Genomic DNA, 19,117 nt, shown 5'->3' on the forward strand with positions numbered 1-19,117 from the left:
ATGGAAGCAGCGCACAACGGCCCGGTGACCGGCACCGCCGCACCGGGCACCGTCACCGTGGACGTCGCCGTCGAGTCCCCCGAAGAGATGAAGGAACTCGGGCGCCGGATCTCCGGTGTGCTCGCCCCCGGCGACCTGGTGATGCTCACCGGCGAGCTGGGCGCGGGCAAGACCACCCTGACCCGCGGCCTCGGTGAGGGCCTCGGCGTACGCGGCGCCGTCACCTCGCCCACCTTCGTGATCGCCCGGGTCCACCCGCCGCTGGGCGAGGGGCCCGCCCTGGTCCACGTCGACGCGTACCGCCTGGGCGGCGGCCTCGACGAGATGGAGGACCTGGACCTCGACGTCTCGCTGCCGGAGTCCGTGATCGTCGTGGAGTGGGGCGACGGCAAGGTCGAGGAGCTGTCCGACGACCGGCTCCAGGTGGTGATCGACCGCGCGGTCGGGGACACCGACGACGAGCGGCGCACGGTGACGCTGGTGGGCATCGGGGCCCGCTGGGCGGGACTGCGCGAGGAGCTGGCGGCACGCTGAGGGTGCCCGGGGCCCGTACATTCCGACGCTTTCCGACAGGTCGTCGGTAAAATGTTGCGCGGGAGACGTCCGTCGTGGTCCCATGGCTACAGGGATGGGTTAGGTCTACCTAACCATGTTCCTCGACGAAGCCCGAGGAGGCAGCATGCCGGCACCCGAGCGTGAAGTGCAGCCGCAGTCGTCGCGGGCGGAGCCGCCACCGGTGTCCGCCGTGTCGATGAAGGACCTGCTGGCCTCGTGCGCGGCCGCGACGGCGGTCTCGACGCCGCCGCGTGACGAGCAGGCGGGCGAGGACGACGAGGACGCGATCAGGCCGGTGGCCGGCCGCGACGCCGCCTAGCAACCCCGTCCGGACCGGTCCGGTTCCGGCTACGGGACGACGACGACCTTCACGCCGACCGTCGCGAAGGTCCACAGCGCGTTGCCGTCGGCCCGCTTCATGCGCACCCCGCCGGTCTTCATCGTGGGGTCCGGGCTCCGCATCGAGCCGTCCTGCGCCGCGCTGAAGCCCACCGAGATGTCGTCGACGTTCGCGAAGCGCACGACGTGCTCGATCAGGACGCCGTCCGAGCCCTTGATGCTGCCGGAGCGCGAGGTCACCTGGTACGCACCGGGCAGCGGGTTCACGGAGCTCGGCATGACCGCGAAGGTCCGGAGCGACTTCTCCCCGCCGTCCACGAGCCACACCCGGCGGTCCTTCAGCGAGTACACGACACGGGTGCCCGTGTCGGAGTCCGCGGGGACCGCGAGCGGATCCTTCGTGGCCTTCGGCTTCTCGGAGGGCAGGGCGGCCGAGCCGGACGCCGTGGGGGAGGGGGCGGCGAGCGAGTCGGGCGCGTTCGCCGATGCCTGGTAGGCGAGGAAACAGACCACGGCCACCGCCGCGGCAGTGAGCCCGGCCACGATTCCCGAGCTTCCCCTTGCCACCGTGAGCTCCCCTTTCGAATGCCGTCCGTCGCATGTCGTACAAGCATTTACGTCGTACACGCGTGTACCCGGGCGACGGTACCAGCAGCGGAAGGGCAGGCCGGGACGCTCCACGGGCAGTCATGGCCGAGTCGGCGGAGCCGTAGGCTGTTTGTGTGCTGCTGCTCGCCATGGATACCGCAACCCCCGCCGTCACCGTCGCCCTCCACGACGGGGACTCCGTCGTCGCCGAGACCGGCCAGGTCGACGCCCGCAGGCACGGGGAGCTGCTGCTGCCCGCCGTCGACCGGGTCCTCGCCGAGGCGGGAGTGAAGCTCGACTCCGTCACCGGCCTGGTCGTCGGGGTCGGCCCCGGCCCGTACACGGGGCTGCGCGTCGGCCTCGTCACCGCGGCGACGTTCGGATCCGCCCTCTCCGTGCCGGTGCACGGCCTGTGCACGCTCGACGCCCTCGCGTACGCGGCCGGGCGGGACGGCCTCGAAGGCCCCTTCGCCGTCGCCACCGACGCGCGCCGCAAGGAGGTCTACTGGGCGCGCTACGAGGACCACCGCACCCGGGAGGGCGAGCCCGGTGTCGACCGGCCCGCCGACATCGCCGGCCGGCTCGCCGGACTGCCCGTCGTCGGCGCGGGCGCCCTGCTCTACCCCGAGGCGTTCCCCGACGCCCGCGGCCCGGAGCACGTATCAGCCGGGGCGCTCGCCGCCCTGGCCGCCGAACGGCTGGCCGCCGGTGCCGCGCTGCTGCCCCCGCAGCCGCTCTACCTGCGCAGGCCCGACGCCCAGGTCCCGAAGAACTACAAGGTGGTCACCCCGAAGTGACCACCGCGACCGCTGTGCTCCGCGAGATGCGCTGGTGGGACATCGACCCGGTGCTGGAGCTGGAGCACGAGCTGTTCCCCGACGACGCCTGGTCGGCGGGGATGTTCTGGTCCGAGCTCGCCCACGCCCGCGGACCACGCGCCACCCACCGTTACGTCGTCGCCGAGGACCCCGCCGACGGCCGGATCGTCGGCTACGCGGGCCTGGCCTCGGCCGGCGACCTCGCCGACGTCCAGACGATCGCCGTGAGCCGGAGCCAGTGGGGCGGCGGCCTCGGCTCCGAACTTCTCGGCGACCTGCTCCGGCACGCCACCGCCTTCGAGTGCACCGCGGTGCTCCTGGAGGTCCGGGTCGACAACACCCGCGCGCAGAAGCTCTACGAACGCTTCGGCTTCGAACCCATCGGCTTCCGCCGGGGCTACTACCAGCCGGGGAACATCGACGCACTCGTCATGCGCCTGACCGTACAAGGAACAGAGACAGACTGATGGCTGACGAACCTCTCGTACTCGGTATCGAGACCTCCTGCGACGAGACGGGCGTCGGCATCGTGCGCGGGACGACGCTCCTCGCCGACGCCGTGGCGTCCAGCGTCGACACCCACGCGCGCTTCGGCGGCGTCGTCCCGGAGATCGCGTCCCGCGCCCACCTGGAGTCGATGGTCCCCACCATCGAGCGCGCCCTGAAGGACGCCGGGATCAGCGCCCGCGACCTCGACGGCATCGCCGTCACGGCCGGCCCCGGGCTCGCCGGGGCACTGCTCGTCGGTGTGTCGGCCGCCAAGGCGTACGCGTACGCCCTGAACAAGCCGCTCTACGGGGTGAACCACCTGGCCTCGCACATCTGCGTCGACCAGCTGGAGCACGGCCCGCTGCCCGAGCCGACGATGGCGCTGCTGGTCAGCGGCGGGCACTCCTCGCTGCTGCTGGCCCCGGACATCACCAACGACGTCCGGCCGCTCGGCGCGACCATCGACGACGCGGCGGGCGAGGCCTTCGACAAGATCGCCCGGGTCCTGGACCTCGGCTTCCCCGGCGGGCCGGTCATCGACCGGCTGGCCAGGGAGGGCGACCCGAAGGCGATCGCGTTCCCGCGCGGCCTGAGCGGCTCGCGCGATCCCGCGTACGACTTCTCGTTCTCCGGCCTCAAGACCTCCGTGGCCCGCTGGATCGAGGCGAAGCGCGCGGCCGGCGAGGACGTACCCGTACGCGACGTGGCGGCGTCCTTCCAGGAGGCCGTGGTGGACGTCCTCACCCGCAAGGCCGTGCGGGCGTGCAAGGACGAGGGTGTCGACCACCTGATGATCGGCGGCGGCGTCGCCGCCAACTCGCGGCTCCGGGCGCTGGCCGAGGAGCGCTGCGAGAGGGCCGGGATCAGGCTGCGGGTCCCCCGGCCGGGGCTCTGCACGGACAACGGCGCGATGGTCGCGGCGCTCGGTGCGGAGATGGTGGCGCGCAACCGCCCGGTCTCCGACCTGGACCTGTCCGCGGACTCCTCGCTCCCGGTCACCGAGACCCATGTGCCGGGTACGAACGGCCACGGCCACAGCCACGGCCACGACCACGTGCACGAGGTCAGCAAGGACAACCTGTACTCATGACCGTCGCCCTGATGTGGGAGGCCCGCGCCGCCGACGGCCGCGGCGCGGAACTGCTGGAGTGGGCCAGGGCCCGTACGGCCGAGCTGGCCCGGGAGCCGCTGCGCAGCGAGCTGCTGCGCGCCCCGCAGGACAGGGTGCTCGTCCTGACCTGGTGGGAGGCGGCGTACGACGCGGAGCTGCCGGAGCTCCCGGAGCCCGACGCCGCGCTCATCACGCGCGCCGTGCACCGCTGGCGCTTCGAGTCCCTCGGTCCGGCGTCCGGCTGACGGCCCGGCGCGGCCCGGCGCGGCCCGGCGCGGCCCGGTGTGTCCCGGTCCGTGCCGATGAGTTTCCGGTCCGGGGCCGGTCTACCTTGCACAGCGGACGACGACGTTCCTCACGCAAGGAGAAGGCCATGCAGAAGATCAAGCCCTGTCTCTGGTTCGACGACCGTGCGGAGGAGGCGGCCGAGTTCTACGTGTCCGTCTTCGGCGGTGACTCCCGCGTCCTCGGCGTCACCCGCAACACCGGCTCGGCGCCCGGTGAGGCCGGCTCGGTCCTGACGGTGGACTTCGTGCTCGCGGGCCAGGAGTACATCGGCCTCAACGGCGGTCCCGCCTTCACCTTCAGCGAGGCCGTCTCGCTGAGCGTGGACTGCGCGGACCAGGAAGAGGTCGACCGGTTCTGGGCGAAGCTCACCGAGGGCGGCGAGGAGAGCCAGTGCGGCTGGCTGAAGGACAAGTTCGGCTTCTCCTGGCAGATCGTGCCGAGGGTGCTGCCCGAGCTGATCGCCGGTCCCGACCGGGAGCGGGCGGACCGCGTGATGAAGGCGATGATGGGCATGGTCAAGCTGGACGTGCGGGCCATCGAGAACGCCTGAGCCCCCGGTTCCACGCCGTGCGCGGGCGGGTGAACGGGCGCACCCTGGAAGCAGGATCTCCGGGAGGTGACCGTCATGATGGAGACAGTCGTCGGATGGCACGTCGAGCTGGAATTCGAGGAGGACACCCACCGCACCCGCGCGGCGGCTCTCGTACGGCTCAGCGACGGGTCGGAGGTGCGGGCGCACGGCTACGCCAGCCGTCACCCCTCCGACAAGGAACAGCCACGGGTGGGTGAGGAGATCGCCGGGGCCCGTGCGCTGAACGAACTGGCGATGAAGCTGCTCACCAAGGCGCACGACGAGATCGACGAGGCCTCCGGCAGGACGTCGTACCCGCTGACCTGACGCCCTCGTCGCCGCGGGGCCCCGCTCCGCCGCCGGAGGGCGGCGCGCGCGATCGGTAATCTCTGGGCCATGCCCAGCCGTTCACCGCTTCCGCCGCCGCCCCCGCCTGCCGGGATCCGTTCATGGCCGGACAGGGAAGCCCTGTTGAGGGACCGCGCGCTGATACTCGGCGAGCTGGTGAAGATGTTCATCGGCCCCGGACGGCTCGGAATCCTGTGGATGTGGGCGGGCGTCGCCGCGCTCGGCTGGTCCCTCGTGGGATCGGCGTTCCTGATGTTCGAGGACGCCTTTGACCCCCTCGGCATGATCCCGGGCGTCATCTGCGTCGCCATCGGCGCCGCCGTGCTGGTCCCCGCCGCCATCCTGCTGTCCATGGGTGTGGCGAGGGACCTGCGGGTCCACCGCCTTCTCGTGCAGTGGGGCGGGCTCGACCGCGACCCGGCCGGTGACCTGCCCCTGCGCAGGCCGCAGACCAGTCTCGCCTGGCTGCTGCTGTCGTTCACGCTCTGCGCGGCGGGCCTGTTCGGCTGTGTCGTCGTGCCCGCGACCGCGAGGGCCGGCCAGGAGACGTACGGGCTGGTGGCCTGGCTGGTGGGGCTCGGCTTCCTCGGCTGGCTGACCGGACTGACCGGGCTGGTCAAGGCGTTCGCCCACCGCCGCTGGGTGCTGCGGGTGCTCGTCGGCGATCAGGCGCCGCCGGCCGGGGCGGGCGGCTGATCAGGGGCGCTCCACCGGCTGCCCGACCAGCATCGTCGGGGCCCCGGCCACCCGGGTCAGGAAGACCGTGGCCGCGTGCGGCCCCTGGAGCTTCATCTTCCGGCGCAGTTCCTCGGGTTCGACCGCGGAGCCGCGCTTCTTGACGGTCAGGACACCGACCTGACGCTCCCTCAGCAGGGCCTTCAGCTTCTTCATGTTGAAGGGAAGCTGGTCGGTGATCTCGTACGCGGTCGTGACCTCCGAGGCGTACGGCGCGTCGCTGGTGACGTACGCGATCGTCTCGTCGATCAGCCTGCCCCCGCACCGCTCCACGACGTCGGCCACCAGATGGGCGCGGATGACGGCGCCGTCGGGCTCGTGCAGATACCGGCCGACGGGGCCGACCGGCGGGGCGGGGAGCGGGCCGTCGCTGGAGACGGTCGCGCCGGACGGAAGCACCGTGGCGCGGAAGGCGCCGGGGGCGAAGCCCTCACCGAACCAGAGCACCGCCTCCTTCACATCGCCGCCGTCCGAGATCCACTCGGCCTCGGCGCGCGGGTCGATCGCCTCGTGGGGGACGCCGGGGGCGATCTTCAGTGCGGCGCGGGGCGCCTTCAGCGCGGCCCCGGTCGCCCAGGAGAGCGGCGGCGAATAGGCCTCGGGGTCGAAGATCCTGCCGCGTCCGCCGCGCCGCGCCGGGTCGACGAAGACCGCGTCGTACGGAGAGGTGTCGATCTCCGTGACGTCGGCGCACCGCACCTCGACGAGTCCCTGGAGGCCGAGCGCCTCGGCGTTGGCGCGGGCGACCTCCGCCGTCAGCGGGTCGCGGTCCACGGCCAGCACCGGGATGCCGGCCCGGGCCAGCGCGATGGCGTCGCCGCCGATGCCGCAGCACAGATCGGCCACGCCGCGCACACCGAGCGCGGCGAACCGCCCGGCACGGTGGGCTGCCACCGAGGTGCGGGTCGCCTGCTCCACGCCGTTCGGGGTGAAGAACATGCGGTACGCGTCCGCCGCCCCGAACTTCGCGACCGCGCGCTGCCGCAGCCGCGCCTGGCCGAGCGCCGCCGACACGAGGGCGGCGGGGTGGGTGCGGCGCAGCCGCGTCGCGGTGGCCAGCTCCTGGGAGGGGTCGTGGTCGCGCAGCTCTTCCAGGAGCGCCGCGCCCTCGGGGGTGCGCAGCGCGGCGAAGGCGGCGAGCGGGTCGGGCTGATCGGCGGGGGGATGGGCGTTCACGCCTCCATTGTGAGCCAGCCGGGGGACGCGGCGGGTCCGGCGGAGGTGTCGCCCGGGGGCGACGGGGCCCCGGTGGCAGGATGCGGCGCCATGCAACTAGTACGACAAAACGAAAAGTCCGTCACGAAGCGGTACAGAACGGCCTGTGCCGTGCTGGCCGCCCTGCTGATCGCAGCGGCCGCCTCGGGGTGCGCCGACGGTACGGACGAGGGTGCGGCGGGCCGGGGGCACGCGGCCTCGCCGGCCGCCGGGCAGCCCGGGGCCGCCGGGAAGGCGGGCGCCGCGGCGGCCGAGGCCCGGGCCGCGAAGCTGAAGCGGCAGCAGGCGGCCCGGGTCGCCGCCGCGAAGAAGTGGGGGCTGGCGAAGGTCCCGCTCACCGCGCCCGCGCCGCCCGCCGTGAAGCCGCGCATCACCACCCGTGAGGGGTTCGAGGTGGAGGGCGGGGAGTCGTTGCCCCCGGTCTTCACCACCGTGCCCACCAAGGAGCGGATCGTCTTCCTGACGATGGACGACGGGGCGGAGAAGGACCCCGAACTGCTGCGGATGATGACCGAGCTGAAGATCCCGTACAGCGCGTTCCTCAGCGACTACGTGGTGAGCGACGACTACGGCTACTTCAAGGACATGCAGGCCAGGGGGGTCACCCTCAGCAATCACACGCTCAACCACCGGTATCTTCCGGGGCTTTCCGAGTCCGAGCAACGGCGCGAGATCTGCGGCGAGCAGGACAGGATCGAGAAGCACTTCGGTAAGCGGCCCACCCTCTTCCGGCCGCCGTACGGGAACTACAACGGCGACACCCTGCGCGTGGCCGCGTCCTGCGGGATCAAGGCCGTGCCGCTGTGGGCCGCCGAGGCGTTCCCCGACCGCATGGAGTGGCGCGAGTGGGACCGCGACCTGCATCCCGGCGACATCGTCCTCACCCACTTCCGGGGCCGTGAGGACTGGGACGGGTCGATGGCCGACATGATCCGCAACGTCATGAAGACGATCACGGACAAGGGTTACGCCGTGGCCAGGCTGGAGGACTACGTCTGAGCGGGGTGAGGCCGGCGCACGAGGCCGCCCGCCGCCGGAACACCGCGGCCCTCTCCCGCGTTGTCCCGGGCGTGCGCCGGTCGCACGACGCCACGCGCGGGTGGTGAATTGGCACTCCGCTTGACCGAGTGCTAATCGCCGCCATAGTGTCAGTGCTGGCACTCCCCGAGGGAGAGTGCCAGCACCACCGTGCGACATGGCAGGTCCGGCACCCGCGACGACGGATCGACCTGGTCGCCACCCACAGACTGTTAAACCCCGTGAGATCTCCGAAGGGGGAGACCGGATCGTGTCGACCACCAGCTCCAAGGTTGCGATCAAGCCGCTCGAGGACCGCATTGTGGTCCAGCCGCTCGACGCCGAGCAGACCACGGCTTCCGGCCTGGTCATTCCGGACACCGCCAAGGAGAAGCCCCAGGAGGGCGTCGTCCTGGCCGTGGGCCCGGGCCGCTTCGAGAACGGCGAGCGCCTTCCGCTCGACGTCAAGACCGGCGATGTCGTTCTGTACAGCAAGTACGGCGGCACCGAGGTGAAGTACAACGGCGAGGAGTACCTCGTCCTCTCGGCGCGCGACGTTCTCGCGATCGTCGAGAAGTAATTCACTTAACGTTTGCTTCCGTTCTGCGCCCCTGGCCCCCTGCGAGATGACTAGCCGGGCGGCGAGGGGCGCAGTTCGTTTGAGAGGACAGCTCAGCCCATGGCGAAGATCCTGAAGTTCGACGAGGACGCCCGTCGCGCCCTTGAGCGCGGCGTCAACAAGCTTGCCGACACGGTGAAGGTGACGATCGGCCCGAAGGGCCGCAACGTCGTCATCGACAAGAAGTTCGGCGCCCCCACCATCACCAACGACGGTGTCACCATCGCGCGCGAGGTCGAGCTCGACGACCCGTACGAGAACCTCGGTGCCCAGCTGGTGAAGGAGGTGGCGACCAAGACCAACGACGTAGCGGGTGACGGCACCACCACCGCCACCGTGCTCGCCCAGGCCCTCGTCCGCGAAGGCCTGCGCAACGTCGCCGCGGGTGCCTCCCCGGCCGCCCTGAAGAAGGGCATCGACGCCGCGGTCAAGGCCGTGTCCGAGGACCTCCTCGCGACCGCCCGCCCGATCGACGACAAGGCCGACATCGCCGCCGTGGCCGCGCTCTCCGCGCAGGACCCGCAGGTCGGCGAGCTCATCGCGGACGCGATGGACAAGGTCGGCAAGGACGGTGTCATCACCGTCGAGGAGTCCAACACCTTCGGTCTGGACCTCGAGTTCACCGAGGGCATGGCCTTCGACAAGGGCTACCTGTCCCCGTACATGGTGACCGACCAGGAGCGTATGGAGGCCGTCCTCGACGACCCGTACATCCTGATCCACCAGGGCAAGATCGGCTCGATCCAGGAGCTGCTCCCGCTGCTGGAGAAGGTCATCCAGGCGGGTGGCTCCAAGCCGCTGCTCATCATCGCCGAGGACGTCGAGGGCGAGGCGCTCTCCACCCTCGTCGTCAACAAGATCCGCGGCACCTTCAACGCCGTCGCGGTGAAGGCCCCGGGCTTCGGTGACCGCCGCAAGGCCATGCTCGGCGACATCGCCACCCTCACCGGTGCGACCGTCATCGCCGAGGAGGTCGGCCTCAAGCTCGACCAGGCCGGTCTGGACGTGCTGGGCACCGCCCGCCGCGTCACCGTCTCCAAGGACGACACGACCATCGTCGACGGCGGCGGCGACTCCGCCGACGTCAAGGGCCGGGTCAACCAGATCAAGGCCGAGATCGAGTCCACGGACTCCGACTGGGACCGCGAGAAGCTCCAGGAGCGCCTCGCGAAGCTGGCCGGCGGCGTGTGCGTGATCCGTGTCGGTGCCGCCACCGAGGTCGAGCTCAAGGAGAAGAAGCACCGTCTGGAGGACGCCATCTCCGCGACCCGCGCCGCGGTCGAGGAGGGCATCGTCTCCGGTGGTGGCTCCGCTCTGGTCCACGCCGTCAAGGTCCTCGAGGGCAACCTCGGCAAGACCGGCGACGAGGCCACCGGTGTCGCGGTCGTGCACCGTGCCGCCGTCGAGCCGCTCCGCTGGATCGCCGAGAACGCGGGCCTCGAGGGCTACGTCATCACCTCGAAGGTCTCCGAGCTCGACAAGGGCCAGGGCTTCAACGCCGCGACCGGCGAGTACGGCGACCTGGTGAAGGCCGGCGTCATCGACCCGGTCAAGGTCACCCGCTCCGCCCTGGAGAACGCCGCGTCCATCGCGTCGCTGCTGCTCACCACCGAGACCCTGGTCGTCGAGAAGCCTGCCGAGGAAGAGGCAGAGGCCGGCCACGGCGGCCACGGCCACTCCCACTAGTACGGCTCCGTACGCCACCGAGGCCCGGTACCCCCGTCGCGGGGGCACCGGGCCTCGGTGTTCGTGCGGGCCGGATCTACTTCGGGCCGTACGTCCGGCCCGCGCGTGAGGTCACTCCGCCGAGGACGTTGCGGGGCGTCAGCTTCACCAGGCCCATCAGGGCCTTGTAGCGCGGGTCCGGGACCGACACCGTCCGGCCCCTGGCCAGGTCCGCCAGAGCCGCGGTCACCAGCTTGTCCGCGTCGAGCCACATCCAGTCCGGGATGTTGCCCGTCCCCATCCCGGCCCGCTCGTGGAACTCGGTCCGCACGAATCCGGGGCACAGCGCCATGAGCCGCACCCCCGAACCCGCCAGATCCTTCGCCGCGCCCTGGGTGAACTGCACGACCCACGCCTTCGACGCCCCGTAGGTGCCCCGGGGCAGGAAGGCCGCGACCGAGGCGACGTTGACCACCCCGCCACGGCCGCGCTCCCGCATCGAGCCCGCCGCGGCCGAGGTCAACCGGAGCACCGCCTCGCAGTGGACCTTCAGCATCGTCAGCTCGTCGGCCGTCGACACGTCCAGATAGCGGCCCTTGTTGCCGAACCCGGCGTTGTTGACCAGCAGGTCGACCGGGCTCACACGGTCCGTCAACCGCGCTGCGACCGCCTCGATCCCGGCGTCCGTGGACAGGTCGGCCGTCAGCACCTCGGCCTCGATGCCGTGTCCGTCGTGCAGCTCCGTGGCCTGGGCCCGCAGGCGCTCCGTGTCGCGGGCCACCAGCACCAGATTGTGCCCGTCACCCGCGAGCCGCCGTGCGAAGGCGGCCCCGATGCCCGCCGTCGCGCCCGTAATCAGTGCAGTCGTCATACGCGGCACGTTAGTGCCCCGCGGGGAGGGCCACCGACCCGCCTTCGCGCCGGGGCCGGTCCGGCTCCCGCACCCTCCGGCCGCCCGCGTCCCACGCCCCGTCAGGAGACGGTGCCGCCCCTCGTCCGATGTCCCGTCAGGAAGCTGTGCCCGCACCGTACTTCGCCACGTACTCCTGTGCCGCGCGCAAGGTCTCGGTGTGCAGTGCGTCCCCCGCCGCCAGCAGGCGCGGAAGCAGCTCCCGCTCCGTGGTCGTCGCCCGGAACTCCATGGCGGCGGTGATGTCGTGGTCGGGCAGGTGCACCAGCTCGACCGGATCGCCGGAACGGATCGTGCCCGGTTCGATCACCCGCAGGTACGCGCCCGTCGCCCCCTCGCGCGTGAACCGCTTCACCCAGCCCCGCTCGCCCACGTGGCCCGCGAACGTACGGCACGGGATGCGGCCCCCGGTCACCTCCAGGACCAGCTCGTCGCCGATCCGCCAGCGCTCCCCGATGCGCGCCTCGCTCACCGTGACACCGAGGGTCGTCAGGTTCTCGCCGAAGGCGCCGCCCGGCAGGGGGCGGCCGAGCCGCTCCTCCCAGGCGTCGAGCTCCTCGCGGGCGTAGGCGTACACCGCCTGGTCCGTGCCGCCGTGGTGCCGCAGGTCGCACACCGCGTCCCCGGCCAGACCGCTGCCGCCGACGCCCTTGGGGCCCGGGTCGGTGACCAGGACGGGGCCGTCGGTCGGCTGCTTGCCGATTCCGGTGAGGCCGCCGGGCCCGTCCGAGTGGGACGAGAGGGCGGGACGGCCTGTGTTCACGGTGAGGACCTTCATGGACAGACAGGCTAGCCGGGCGGACCTCAAAGCCGCTCAGGGTTAATCGGCCGATGCTGCAAGAAGCGCTTATGGTTGAGGGGTGATCGAAGCCCGTCATCTCCGAGTCCTGCGCGCCGTGGCCACCACCGGTTCCTTCTCCGCCGCCGCGCGCGAGCTGGGCTGCACCCAGCCCGCCGTCAGCCAGCAGATGAAGGCGCTGGAGGGCTCGGCGGGCACCCCGCTGCTCGTCCGTACGGGCCGCGAGATGCGGCTCACCCAGGCGGGCGAGGCGCTGGTGCGGCACGCGTCCGGCATCCTCGCGGGGCTGACCGCGGCCGAGGAGGAGGTCGCCGCGATCGCGGGTCTGCGGGCCGGCCGGGTCCGGCTCGTGTCGTTCCCGAGCGGGAGCTCCACCCTGGTCCCGGGCGCACTCGCGGCACTGCGCGCCGCGCACCCCGGCACCCAGGTCTCGCTGGTCGAGGCGGAACCGCCGCGCTCGGTGGAGATGCTGCGCGACGGCGACTGCGACATCGCGCTGGCGTTCCGCTACGGGACGACCGGCGGCGAGTGGGACGACCTGGTCGTGCGCCCGCTGCTCAGGGACCGGCTGATCGGCCTGGTTCCCGACGGGCACCGGCTGGCCGGGGCGGAAGCGGTGGGCATCGGGGAGCTGGCCGACGAGTCGTGGATCGCGGGCTGCCCCCGGTGCAGGCGTCAGCTGGTCGAGGTCTGCGAGGCGTCCGGATTCACGCCCAGGATCGACTTCGCCACCGACGACTACCCGGCGGTGATCGGGCTCGTCGGTGCGGGTCTGGGTGTGGCCGTGCTGCCGGAGCTGGCCATCGAGTCGGTACGGCCCAAGGGGGCGCGCACCGTGACGGTGGAGCCGGCCGTGGAGCGCGAGATCGTCGCCCTCGCCCTGCCCGACCTCGCACGGGTGCCCGCGGTGGCGGCGACCCTGGACCAGCTGTCCCTGGCGGCCACGCGCTGACGGACGTGCTCCGCCGTGCCCGGTGCCACGTGCCCGACGAGGTGGGCACCGGGTACAAAGAAACGTTTCTTCGGTCGGCGGTTCCTGCTGGGTGTCAGGCGCTGCCCGCATCGGGGGCCGGCCCCGAGTGGGCGGAGATCAGGCGGTTGCGGGCCCGGCCCATGAGCTCCTCGCGCTCGTCCTCGGTGAGGCCGCCCCACACGCCGTAGGGTTCCCGCACCGCGAGTGCGTGCGCCGCGCACTCGGCGCGTACGGGGCACCGCATGCATACCTCTTTCGCCGAGGTCTCACGGGCGCTCCGGGCCGCTCCGCGTTCTCCTTCGGGGTGGAAGAACAGCGAACTGTCGACCCCGCGGCAGGCGGCCAGCAGCTGCCAGTCCCACAGATCCGCGTTGGGTCCGGGAAGGCGGGAGAAATCTGCCATTGCGTGTCCCCTCGAAACCTTGCTGAGTCGGAAACGGCGTCGACCGTCGTCGTTCATCGGTGACCGGAGTCCCGACGGTACATCTACGGTGTTAGTAGATGTAAATATGACTGATTGCGAATCTAGCCTCAGACGCCAGCAAAAGGGAAGAAAACCCGCTAAATGGGGCAGGTCGCTCCATGGGTGATCGGTTGACGGGTGAATGATCCCGTGTCGTTCTCCTCCGTGTGCGACCCCTCACTTAGAGTGCCGAACCGGATGCTTTGGCCCGTAACTCTTTCGAGTGACCGTCGTTGATGAGAGCGAGGCGGTTGACGGAGATCGAGCTCGGGCAGATGTCCGAGGGGGTCAACCGCACAGGTGACGACTTGAATCAGCCTGGAGGCTCAAGGTGACGCGCATCAGCTGCGGAGGACGGTCATGACATCCGTCCTCGTCTGCGACGACTCCCCGCTTGCCCGAGAAGCGCTCCGCCGCGCGGTTGCGACCGTGCCCGGCGTCGAGCGGGTGACGACGGCGGCCAACGGCGAGGAAGTCCTCCGCCGCTGGGGGGCCGACCGTTCGGATTTGATTCTGATGGACGTACGCATGCCCGGTCTGGGGGGTGTGGAGACGGTCAGGCGGCTGCTCTCGGCAGACCCCGGGGCCAGGATCATCATGCTGACCGTCGCCGAGGACCTGGACGGGGTCGCGCTCGCGGTCGCCGCCGGGGCCCGCGGTTATCTGCACAAGGACGCGTCGCGCGCCGAGCTGCGCGCGACCGTGACCCAGGCGCTGGCCGATCCGACGTGGCGGCTGGCCCCGCGCCGGCTGAGGTCCGCCGAGATGGGCGCGGCGCCGACGCTCACGGCGCGCGAGATCCAGGTGCTCGAAGGCATGAGCCACGGCCGCTCCAACGCGGAGATCGGACGTGAGCTGTTCCTCTCCGAGGACACGGTGAAGACGCACGCCAGGCGTCTGTTCAAGAAGCTCGGGGCCTCGGACCGTGCGCACGCCGTCGCGCTCGGTTTCCGCTGGGGCCTGGTCCGCTGACGCCGCGGCGCGGCCGGTAGTCGTACGATCCCGTCCGCACGGCGGCGGACGGGGCGACGATGGCGGCGGACCTGCGGCCGGGCCCTCCCCATCAGCGGTATGTGACGCTTCCCGGCCGATGCCGCATCCTTGAGGTGTGGAGTTCCTCGGGGAACATTGGGTCGAGCGGAAGGGGAGGGCGCAGGACATGACATCCGGCGCACCCGCTCAAGACGCTGGAGCACTCGCTCACGACACCGGCGGCGCACCTGCCGGCCGTGCCGGCGAAGCACCCGCCGACAGCCGCGGCGACGCGACCGCCGCTGATCGTGCCGGCGACGCGACCGCCGCTGATCGTCCCGGCGACGCGACCAGTGCCGATCGCCTCGGCGACGTACCCGCCGGGGCGCCCGCCGGCGCGCCTGCCGGTGAGGCGCGCGCCGGAGGCTCCGGCGCGGCCGCTGATAACGCTTCGGTGCACAACTCGGGACGCGGTGCCTCGGACCGCACGGCATCAGGGCACCATGGTCCGATGCGTGAGGACGGAACGACTGTGATCGGTGCTCTGGTGCACCGTGCGGTCGACGGTGACGCGCAGGCCACCCACGACCTGCTGGCCCACGTGCACCCCCTCGCCCTGCGCTACTGCAGGTCCCGGCTGAACCGGCTGCCCGGTGATGCCCGTCACTTCGTGGAGGACCTCGCACAGGAGGTCTGCGTCGCGGTCCTGATGGCGCTGCCGCGCTACAAGGACACCGGCAGACCCTTCGAGGCCTTCGTCTTCGCCATCGCCGGCCACAAGGTCGCCGACCTCCAGCGGGCCGCGATGCGGCACCCCGGGTCGACGGCCGTGCCCTCCGACGAGATGCCGGAGCGGCCCGACGACTCGCTCGGCCCCGAGGAGCGAGCGCTCCTCAGCAGCGACGCGGCCTGGGCCAAGAAGCTTCTCGCCAATCTTCCGGAGAACCAGCGCGAACTGCTGGTGCTCCGGGTCGCGGTCGGTCTGACCGCGGAGGAGACCGGGCAGATGCTCGGAATGTCCCCGGGCGCGGTCCGGGTCGCCCAGCACCGTGCGCTGAGCCGGCTGAGGGCCCTCGCGGGCCAGTGACGGGGGCCGGCGTCGCGGCCCCGCGGTTCTGTAGGAAGGCACAGAACCGCTAGGTGATCTTGCTCGTGGAATGAGACGCCCCGCGAGGCCGTTAGCATGGACATCCGCACCGATCAAGGCCATTTGGGGAAGGTGTCATGACTGCAAACGTCGACGGAGTGCCCGAGAAATTCGCGACGCTCGGGCTGACATACGACGACGTGCTGCTGCTGCCCGGCGCGTCCGAGGTTCTGCCGAACGCGGTCGACACCTCGACTCTCATCTCGCGCAACGTACGGGTGAACATCCCCCTGCTGTCGGCCGCCATGGACAAGGTGACCGAGGCCCGGATGGCCATCGCCATGGCCCGTCAGGGCGGCGTAGGCGTGCTGCACCGCAACCTCTCGATCGAGGACCAGGTCAACCAGGTCGACCTGGTCAAGCGGTCCGAGTCCGGGATGGTCACCGACCCCATCACCGTGCACCCCGACGCGACGCTCGGCGAGGCGGACGCGCTCTGCGCGAAGTTCCGCATCAGCGGCGTCCCGGTCACCGACCCGGCGGGGAAGCTCCTCGGCATCGTGACCAACCGTGACATGGCCTTCGAGTCGGACCGGTCGCGCCAGGTGCGCGAGGTCATGACGCCGATGCCGCTCGTCACCGGCAAGGTCGGGATCTCCGGCGTGGAGGCCATGGAGCTGCTGCGCCGCCACAAGATCGAGAAGCTCCCGCTGGTCGACGAGGCCGGGGTCCTCAAGGGCCTCATCACGGTCAAGGACTTCAAGAAGGCCGAGCAGTACCCGAACGCCGCCAAGGACGCCGAAGGCCGTCTGCTGGTCGGCGCGGCCGTCGGTGCCAGCCCCGAGGCGCTGGACCGCGCGCAGGCGCTCGCCTCCGCGGGGGTCGACTTCCTGATCGTCGACACCTCGCACGGGCACAACAGCAACGCCCTCGACTGGATGGCGAAGATCAAGTCGAGCGTCGGCGTCGACGTCATCGGCGGCAACGTCGCCACGCGTGACGGCGCCCAGGCCCTCATCGACGCCGGTGTCGACGGCGTGAAGGTCGGCGTCGGACCCGGCTCGATCTGCACCACCCGCGTGGTCGCCGGCATCGGCGTCCCCCAGGTCACCGCGATCTACGAGGCCGCGCTCGCCGCGCGTGCCGCGGGCGTCCCGGTCATCGGTGACGGCGGCCTCCAGTACTCCGGCGACATCGGCAAGGCGCTGGCCGCCGGCGCCGACAGCGTGATGCTGGGCAGCCTCCTCGCGGGCTGCGAGGAGTCCCCGGGCGAGCTGATGTTCATCAACGGCAAGCAGTTCAAGTCGTACCGCGGCATGGGCTCGCTCGGCGCGATGCAGTCCCGTGGGCAGGGCCGCTCGTACTCCAAGGACCGCTACTTCCAGGCCGAGGTGTCCTCGGACGACAAGCTCGTCCCCGAGGGCATCGAGGGCCAGGTGCCCTACCGCGGCCCGCTGGCCAACGTCCTCCACCAGCTGGTCGGCGGCCTCCGCCAGACCATGGGTTACGTCGGCGCCGCCTCCGTCGACCAGATGGAGAGCAAGGGCCGCTTCGTGCGGATCACGTCGGCGGGTCTCAAGGAGAGCCACCCGCACGACATCCAGATGACGGTCGAAGCACCGAACTACAGCAGGAAGTAAGCCCGGCCTGCACACGCATCGGAGCGACTGAGGGGCGGACCCGGGTTCCCGGGACCGCCCCTCAGGTGTGCGTCGGGGATACTGGACAGCGCAGACGTAGAGGGAAAGGCCACACCATCGTGACTGAGATCGAGATCGGGCGCGGAAAGCGCGGCCGGCGGGCATACGCGTTCGACGACATCGCTGTCGTACCGAGCCGGCGCACCCGTGATCCGAAGGAGGTCTCGATCGCCTGGCAGATCGACGCCTACCGCTTCGAGCTTCCCTTCCTGGCCGCGCCCATGGACTCGGTGGTCTCCCCGCAGACCGCCATCCGCATCGGTGAGCTCGGCGGCCTCGGCGTCCTCAACCTCGAGGGGCTGTGGACCCGGCACGAGGACCCGCAGGCGCTCCTCGACGAGATCGCCGAGATGCCCGTGGAGACCGCCACCCCGCGGCTCCAGGAGATCTACTCCGCCCCCATCCAGGAGGAGCTGATCGGCCGGCGCATCAAGGAGGTGCGCGACTCCGGTGTCGTCACCGCCGCCGCGCTCTCGCCGCAGCGCACCGCCCAGTTCTCCAAGGCCGTCGTCGACGCCGGCGTGGACATCTTCGTCATCCGCGGTACGACGGTCTCCGCCGAGCACGTCTCCGGCGCGGCCGAGCCGCTCAACCTGAAGCAGTTCATCTACGAGCTGGACGTCCCGGTCATCGTCGGCGGCTGCGCCACGTACACCGCCGCCCTGCACCTGATGCGCACCGGCGCGGCCGGTGTCCTCGTCGGCTTCGGCGGCGGTGCCGCGCACACCACGCGCAACGTCTTCGGCATCCAGGTCCCGATGGCGACCGCGGTCGCCGACGTGGCCGGCGCGCGCCGCGACTACATGGACGAGTCCGGCGGCCGTTACGTCCACGTCATCGCGGACGGTGGCGTCGGCTGGTCCGGCGACCTGCCCAAGGCCATCGCCTGCGGCGCGGACGCCGTGATGATGGGCTCCCCGCTGGCCCGCGCCACGGACGCTCCCGGCCGTGGCCGCCACTGGGGCATGGAGGCCGTCCACGAGGACGTGCCGCGCGGCAAGCTGGTCGACCTCGGCTCCGTCGGGACGACGGAGGAGGTCCTCACCGGCCCCTCGCACACCCCCGACGGCTCGATGAACATCTTCGGCGCGCTGCGCCGGGCGATGGCCACCACGGGCTACAGCGACCTCAAGGAGTTCCAGCGCGTCGAGGTGACGGTGGCGGACTCGCAGCACCGCCGCTGACACCGCACGCACCACGCACCGCGGCCCGGACCATCCGATGGTCCGGGCCGCGGTGCGTGTGCGAGGTGTCAGCCGGCCTTGCGGGCTCCACCGAAGGCGGCGACGGGGCCGAGGAGCAGGAAGAGGTACGTCATGAAGTCGGCCTCCTCCTTCCAGACGTCCACCAGGTCGCCGAAGTGGTCGAAGAAGACCTCGGAGAAGCCGACGCCCAGACCGTCGGCGAGGATCATCGACATGCCTATGAGCTGGCCGAAGAACACGGCGACCAGGGAGAGGACGGCGCTGGCGCCGAGCACGGCCGGGCTGGGGCCGGAGACCTTGCTCGCCACGAAGCCGACCAGGAAGCCCACACCGACGGCCGCGTAACCGACCTCGCGCTCGATGGAGCCCGCGAGCACGCCGTAGAGGATCGCGGCGACGACCGCGGCGCCCAGGGCGACCAGCACGCCGAGGCCCACGTTGCCGCCGGCCGGGCGCGGGGCGGGCGGGAACGGGCCGCCGCCGAACTGGCCGGGCTGCTGGCCCTGCTGGCCCGCGAACGGGTTGCCCGTGGGGGCCGGAGGCTGCTGGCCGGAGTACGGGTTGGGCTGCTGGGCGGCGTACGGGTTGCCGTCGCCGACGGGCTGATGCGGGTTCGGCGGCTGCACGGGCTGGCTCATGGTGGTGTTCCC

Annotated in this window: 23 protein-coding genes; 17 read left to right on the forward strand and 6 right to left on the reverse strand. The window is 71.5% G+C overall.

Going from position 1 to position 19,117, the window contains the following annotated elements; translation table 11 throughout:
• Positions 1–534, forward strand: a complete 534-nt coding sequence (gene tsaE, locus AMK10_RS02505) for a tRNA (adenosine(37)-N6)-threonylcarbamoyltransferase complex ATPase subunit type 1 TsaE (protein WP_073744299.1) — start codon at positions 1–3, stop codon at positions 532–534.
• A 145-nt stretch (positions 535–679) separates the two neighbouring features.
• Entirely contained in the window at positions 680–874 is a 195-nt protein-coding gene (locus AMK10_RS02510; RefSeq protein WP_073744301.1) for a hypothetical protein, read from the forward strand.
• 29 nt (positions 875–903) lie between these two features.
• Here the strand turns inward: AMK10_RS02510 and AMK10_RS02515 are convergent, their stop codons facing one another.
• Positions 904–1,437, reverse strand: coding sequence for a hypothetical protein (locus AMK10_RS02515; RefSeq protein ID WP_382565148.1), 534 nt, complete (start codon positions 1,435–1,437; stop codon positions 904–906).
• A 194-nt stretch (positions 1,438–1,631) separates the two neighbouring features.
• Between AMK10_RS02515 and tsaB the strand changes: the two genes are divergently transcribed.
• From tsaB to AMK10_RS02550, 7 genes are all read left to right on the forward strand, one after another.
• Positions 1,632–2,279 carry a tRNA (adenosine(37)-N6)-threonylcarbamoyltransferase complex dimerization subunit type 1 TsaB gene (gene tsaB, locus AMK10_RS02520; RefSeq protein ID WP_073745979.1) on the forward strand — a complete coding sequence of 216 codons (648 nt, stop codon included), beginning with the start codon at positions 1,632–1,634 and terminating at the stop codon, positions 2,277–2,279.
• The gene (gene rimI, locus AMK10_RS02525) at positions 2,276–2,767 is read left to right on the forward strand and encodes a ribosomal protein S18-alanine N-acetyltransferase (RefSeq protein WP_073744306.1); all 492 of its coding nucleotides are present in this window, start codon (positions 2,276–2,278) and stop codon (positions 2,765–2,767) included. The genes tsaB and rimI overlap by 4 nt, the downstream gene beginning before the upstream one ends.
• Positions 2,767–3,879, forward strand: coding sequence for a tRNA (adenosine(37)-N6)-threonylcarbamoyltransferase complex transferase subunit TsaD (tsaD, locus tag AMK10_RS02530; RefSeq protein ID WP_073744308.1), 1,113 nt, complete (start codon positions 2,767–2,769; stop codon positions 3,877–3,879). The genes rimI and tsaD overlap by 1 nt, the downstream gene beginning before the upstream one ends.
• Positions 3,876–4,145: a hypothetical protein gene (locus tag AMK10_RS02535; protein ID WP_073744310.1), complete on the forward strand. Its 270-nt coding sequence runs from the start codon at positions 3,876–3,878 to the stop codon at positions 4,143–4,145. Before tsaD ends, AMK10_RS02535 begins: the two co-directional genes overlap by 4 nt.
• A 128-nt stretch (positions 4,146–4,273) precedes the next feature.
• Positions 4,274–4,738: a VOC family protein gene (locus AMK10_RS02540; protein WP_073744312.1), complete on the forward strand. Its 465-nt coding sequence runs from the start codon at positions 4,274–4,276 to the stop codon at positions 4,736–4,738.
• A 75-nt stretch (positions 4,739–4,813) separates the two neighbouring features.
• Positions 4,814–5,086 (forward strand): DUF1876 domain-containing protein, encoded by a 273-nt coding sequence (locus tag AMK10_RS02545; RefSeq protein WP_073745981.1) that lies wholly within the window; start codon positions 4,814–4,816, stop codon positions 5,084–5,086.
• A 69-nt stretch (positions 5,087–5,155) separates the two neighbouring features.
• The gene (locus AMK10_RS02550; RefSeq protein ID WP_073744314.1) at positions 5,156–5,803 is read left to right on the forward strand and encodes a hypothetical protein; all 648 of its coding nucleotides are present in this window, start codon (positions 5,156–5,158) and stop codon (positions 5,801–5,803) included.
• Here the strand turns inward: AMK10_RS02550 and AMK10_RS02555 are convergent, their stop codons facing one another.
• On the reverse strand, positions 5,804–7,018 hold the full coding sequence (locus AMK10_RS02555) for a THUMP-like domain-containing protein (protein ID WP_073744316.1): 1,215 nt from the start codon (positions 7,016–7,018) through the stop codon (positions 5,804–5,806).
• Positions 7,019–7,108: 90 nt separating this feature from the next.
• Between AMK10_RS02555 and AMK10_RS02560 the strand changes: the two genes are divergently transcribed.
• The 3 genes from AMK10_RS02560 (at position 7,109) to groL (ending at position 10,379) form a co-directional block, all read left to right on the forward strand.
• Positions 7,109–8,056, forward strand: a complete 948-nt coding sequence (locus tag AMK10_RS02560) for a polysaccharide deacetylase family protein (protein ID WP_073744318.1) — start codon at positions 7,109–7,111, stop codon at positions 8,054–8,056.
• A gap of 289 nt (positions 8,057–8,345) precedes the next feature.
• Complete coding sequence (groES, locus tag AMK10_RS02565) at positions 8,346–8,654, forward strand: co-chaperone GroES (protein ID WP_003966899.1); 309 nt, start codon at positions 8,346–8,348, stop codon at positions 8,652–8,654.
• A 99-nt stretch (positions 8,655–8,753) separates the two neighbouring features.
• Positions 8,754–10,379, forward strand: coding sequence for a chaperonin GroEL (groL, locus tag AMK10_RS02570; RefSeq protein WP_073744320.1), 1,626 nt, complete (start codon positions 8,754–8,756; stop codon positions 10,377–10,379).
• A 76-nt stretch (positions 10,380–10,455) separates the two neighbouring features.
• On the opposite strand, the gene AMK10_RS02575 is transcribed toward groL, so the two are convergent.
• On the reverse strand, positions 10,456–11,229 hold the full coding sequence (locus tag AMK10_RS02575; protein WP_073744322.1) for an SDR family NAD(P)-dependent oxidoreductase: 774 nt from the start codon (positions 11,227–11,229) through the stop codon (positions 10,456–10,458).
• A gap of 136 nt (positions 11,230–11,365) precedes the next feature.
• Positions 11,366–12,046: an MOSC domain-containing protein gene (locus AMK10_RS02580; RefSeq protein WP_073744324.1), complete on the reverse strand. Its 681-nt coding sequence runs from the start codon at positions 12,044–12,046 to the stop codon at positions 11,366–11,368.
• Between the two features lie 82 nt (positions 12,047–12,128).
• Here AMK10_RS02580 and AMK10_RS02585 point away from each other — a divergent pair, with 82 nt between their 5' ends.
• The gene (locus tag AMK10_RS02585; protein ID WP_073744326.1) at positions 12,129–13,019 is read left to right on the forward strand and encodes a LysR family transcriptional regulator; all 891 of its coding nucleotides are present in this window, start codon (positions 12,129–12,131) and stop codon (positions 13,017–13,019) included.
• A 94-nt stretch (positions 13,020–13,113) separates the two neighbouring features.
• Here AMK10_RS02585 and AMK10_RS02590 read toward each other — a convergent pair whose 3' ends face one another.
• Positions 13,114–13,443 (reverse strand): WhiB family transcriptional regulator, encoded by a 330-nt coding sequence (locus AMK10_RS02590; protein ID WP_073744328.1) that lies wholly within the window; start codon positions 13,441–13,443, stop codon positions 13,114–13,116.
• A gap of 420 nt (positions 13,444–13,863) precedes the next feature.
• Between AMK10_RS02590 and AMK10_RS02595 the strand changes: the two genes are divergently transcribed.
• The 4 genes from AMK10_RS02595 (at position 13,864) to AMK10_RS02610 (ending at position 18,446) form a co-directional block, all read left to right on the forward strand.
• A complete protein-coding gene (locus tag AMK10_RS02595) occupies positions 13,864–14,475 on the forward strand; it encodes a response regulator transcription factor (protein WP_003948568.1) in 612 nt (203 codons plus the stop codon).
• 511 nt (positions 14,476–14,986) lie between these two features.
• Positions 14,987–15,562: a sigma-70 family RNA polymerase sigma factor gene (locus AMK10_RS02600; protein ID WP_030123887.1), complete on the forward strand. Its 576-nt coding sequence runs from the start codon at positions 14,987–14,989 to the stop codon at positions 15,560–15,562.
• A gap of 137 nt (positions 15,563–15,699) precedes the next feature.
• A complete protein-coding gene (guaB, locus tag AMK10_RS02605) occupies positions 15,700–17,202 on the forward strand; it encodes an IMP dehydrogenase (protein ID WP_073744329.1) in 1,503 nt (500 codons plus the stop codon).
• 119 nt (positions 17,203–17,321) lie between these two features.
• Entirely contained in the window at positions 17,322–18,446 is a 1,125-nt protein-coding gene (locus AMK10_RS02610) for a GuaB3 family IMP dehydrogenase-related protein (protein WP_069171118.1), read from the forward strand.
• A gap of 68 nt (positions 18,447–18,514) precedes the next feature.
• Here AMK10_RS02610 and AMK10_RS02615 read toward each other — a convergent pair whose 3' ends face one another.
• Positions 18,515–19,105 (reverse strand): hypothetical protein, encoded by a 591-nt coding sequence (locus tag AMK10_RS02615; RefSeq protein WP_073744331.1) that lies wholly within the window; start codon positions 19,103–19,105, stop codon positions 18,515–18,517.
• Positions 19,106–19,117: the final 12 nt, after the last annotated feature.

Source organism: Streptomyces sp. CB02058 (assembly GCF_001905505.1).
In the GTDB taxonomy this organism is placed as follows: domain Bacteria; phylum Actinomycetota; class Actinomycetes; order Streptomycetales; family Streptomycetaceae; genus Streptomyces.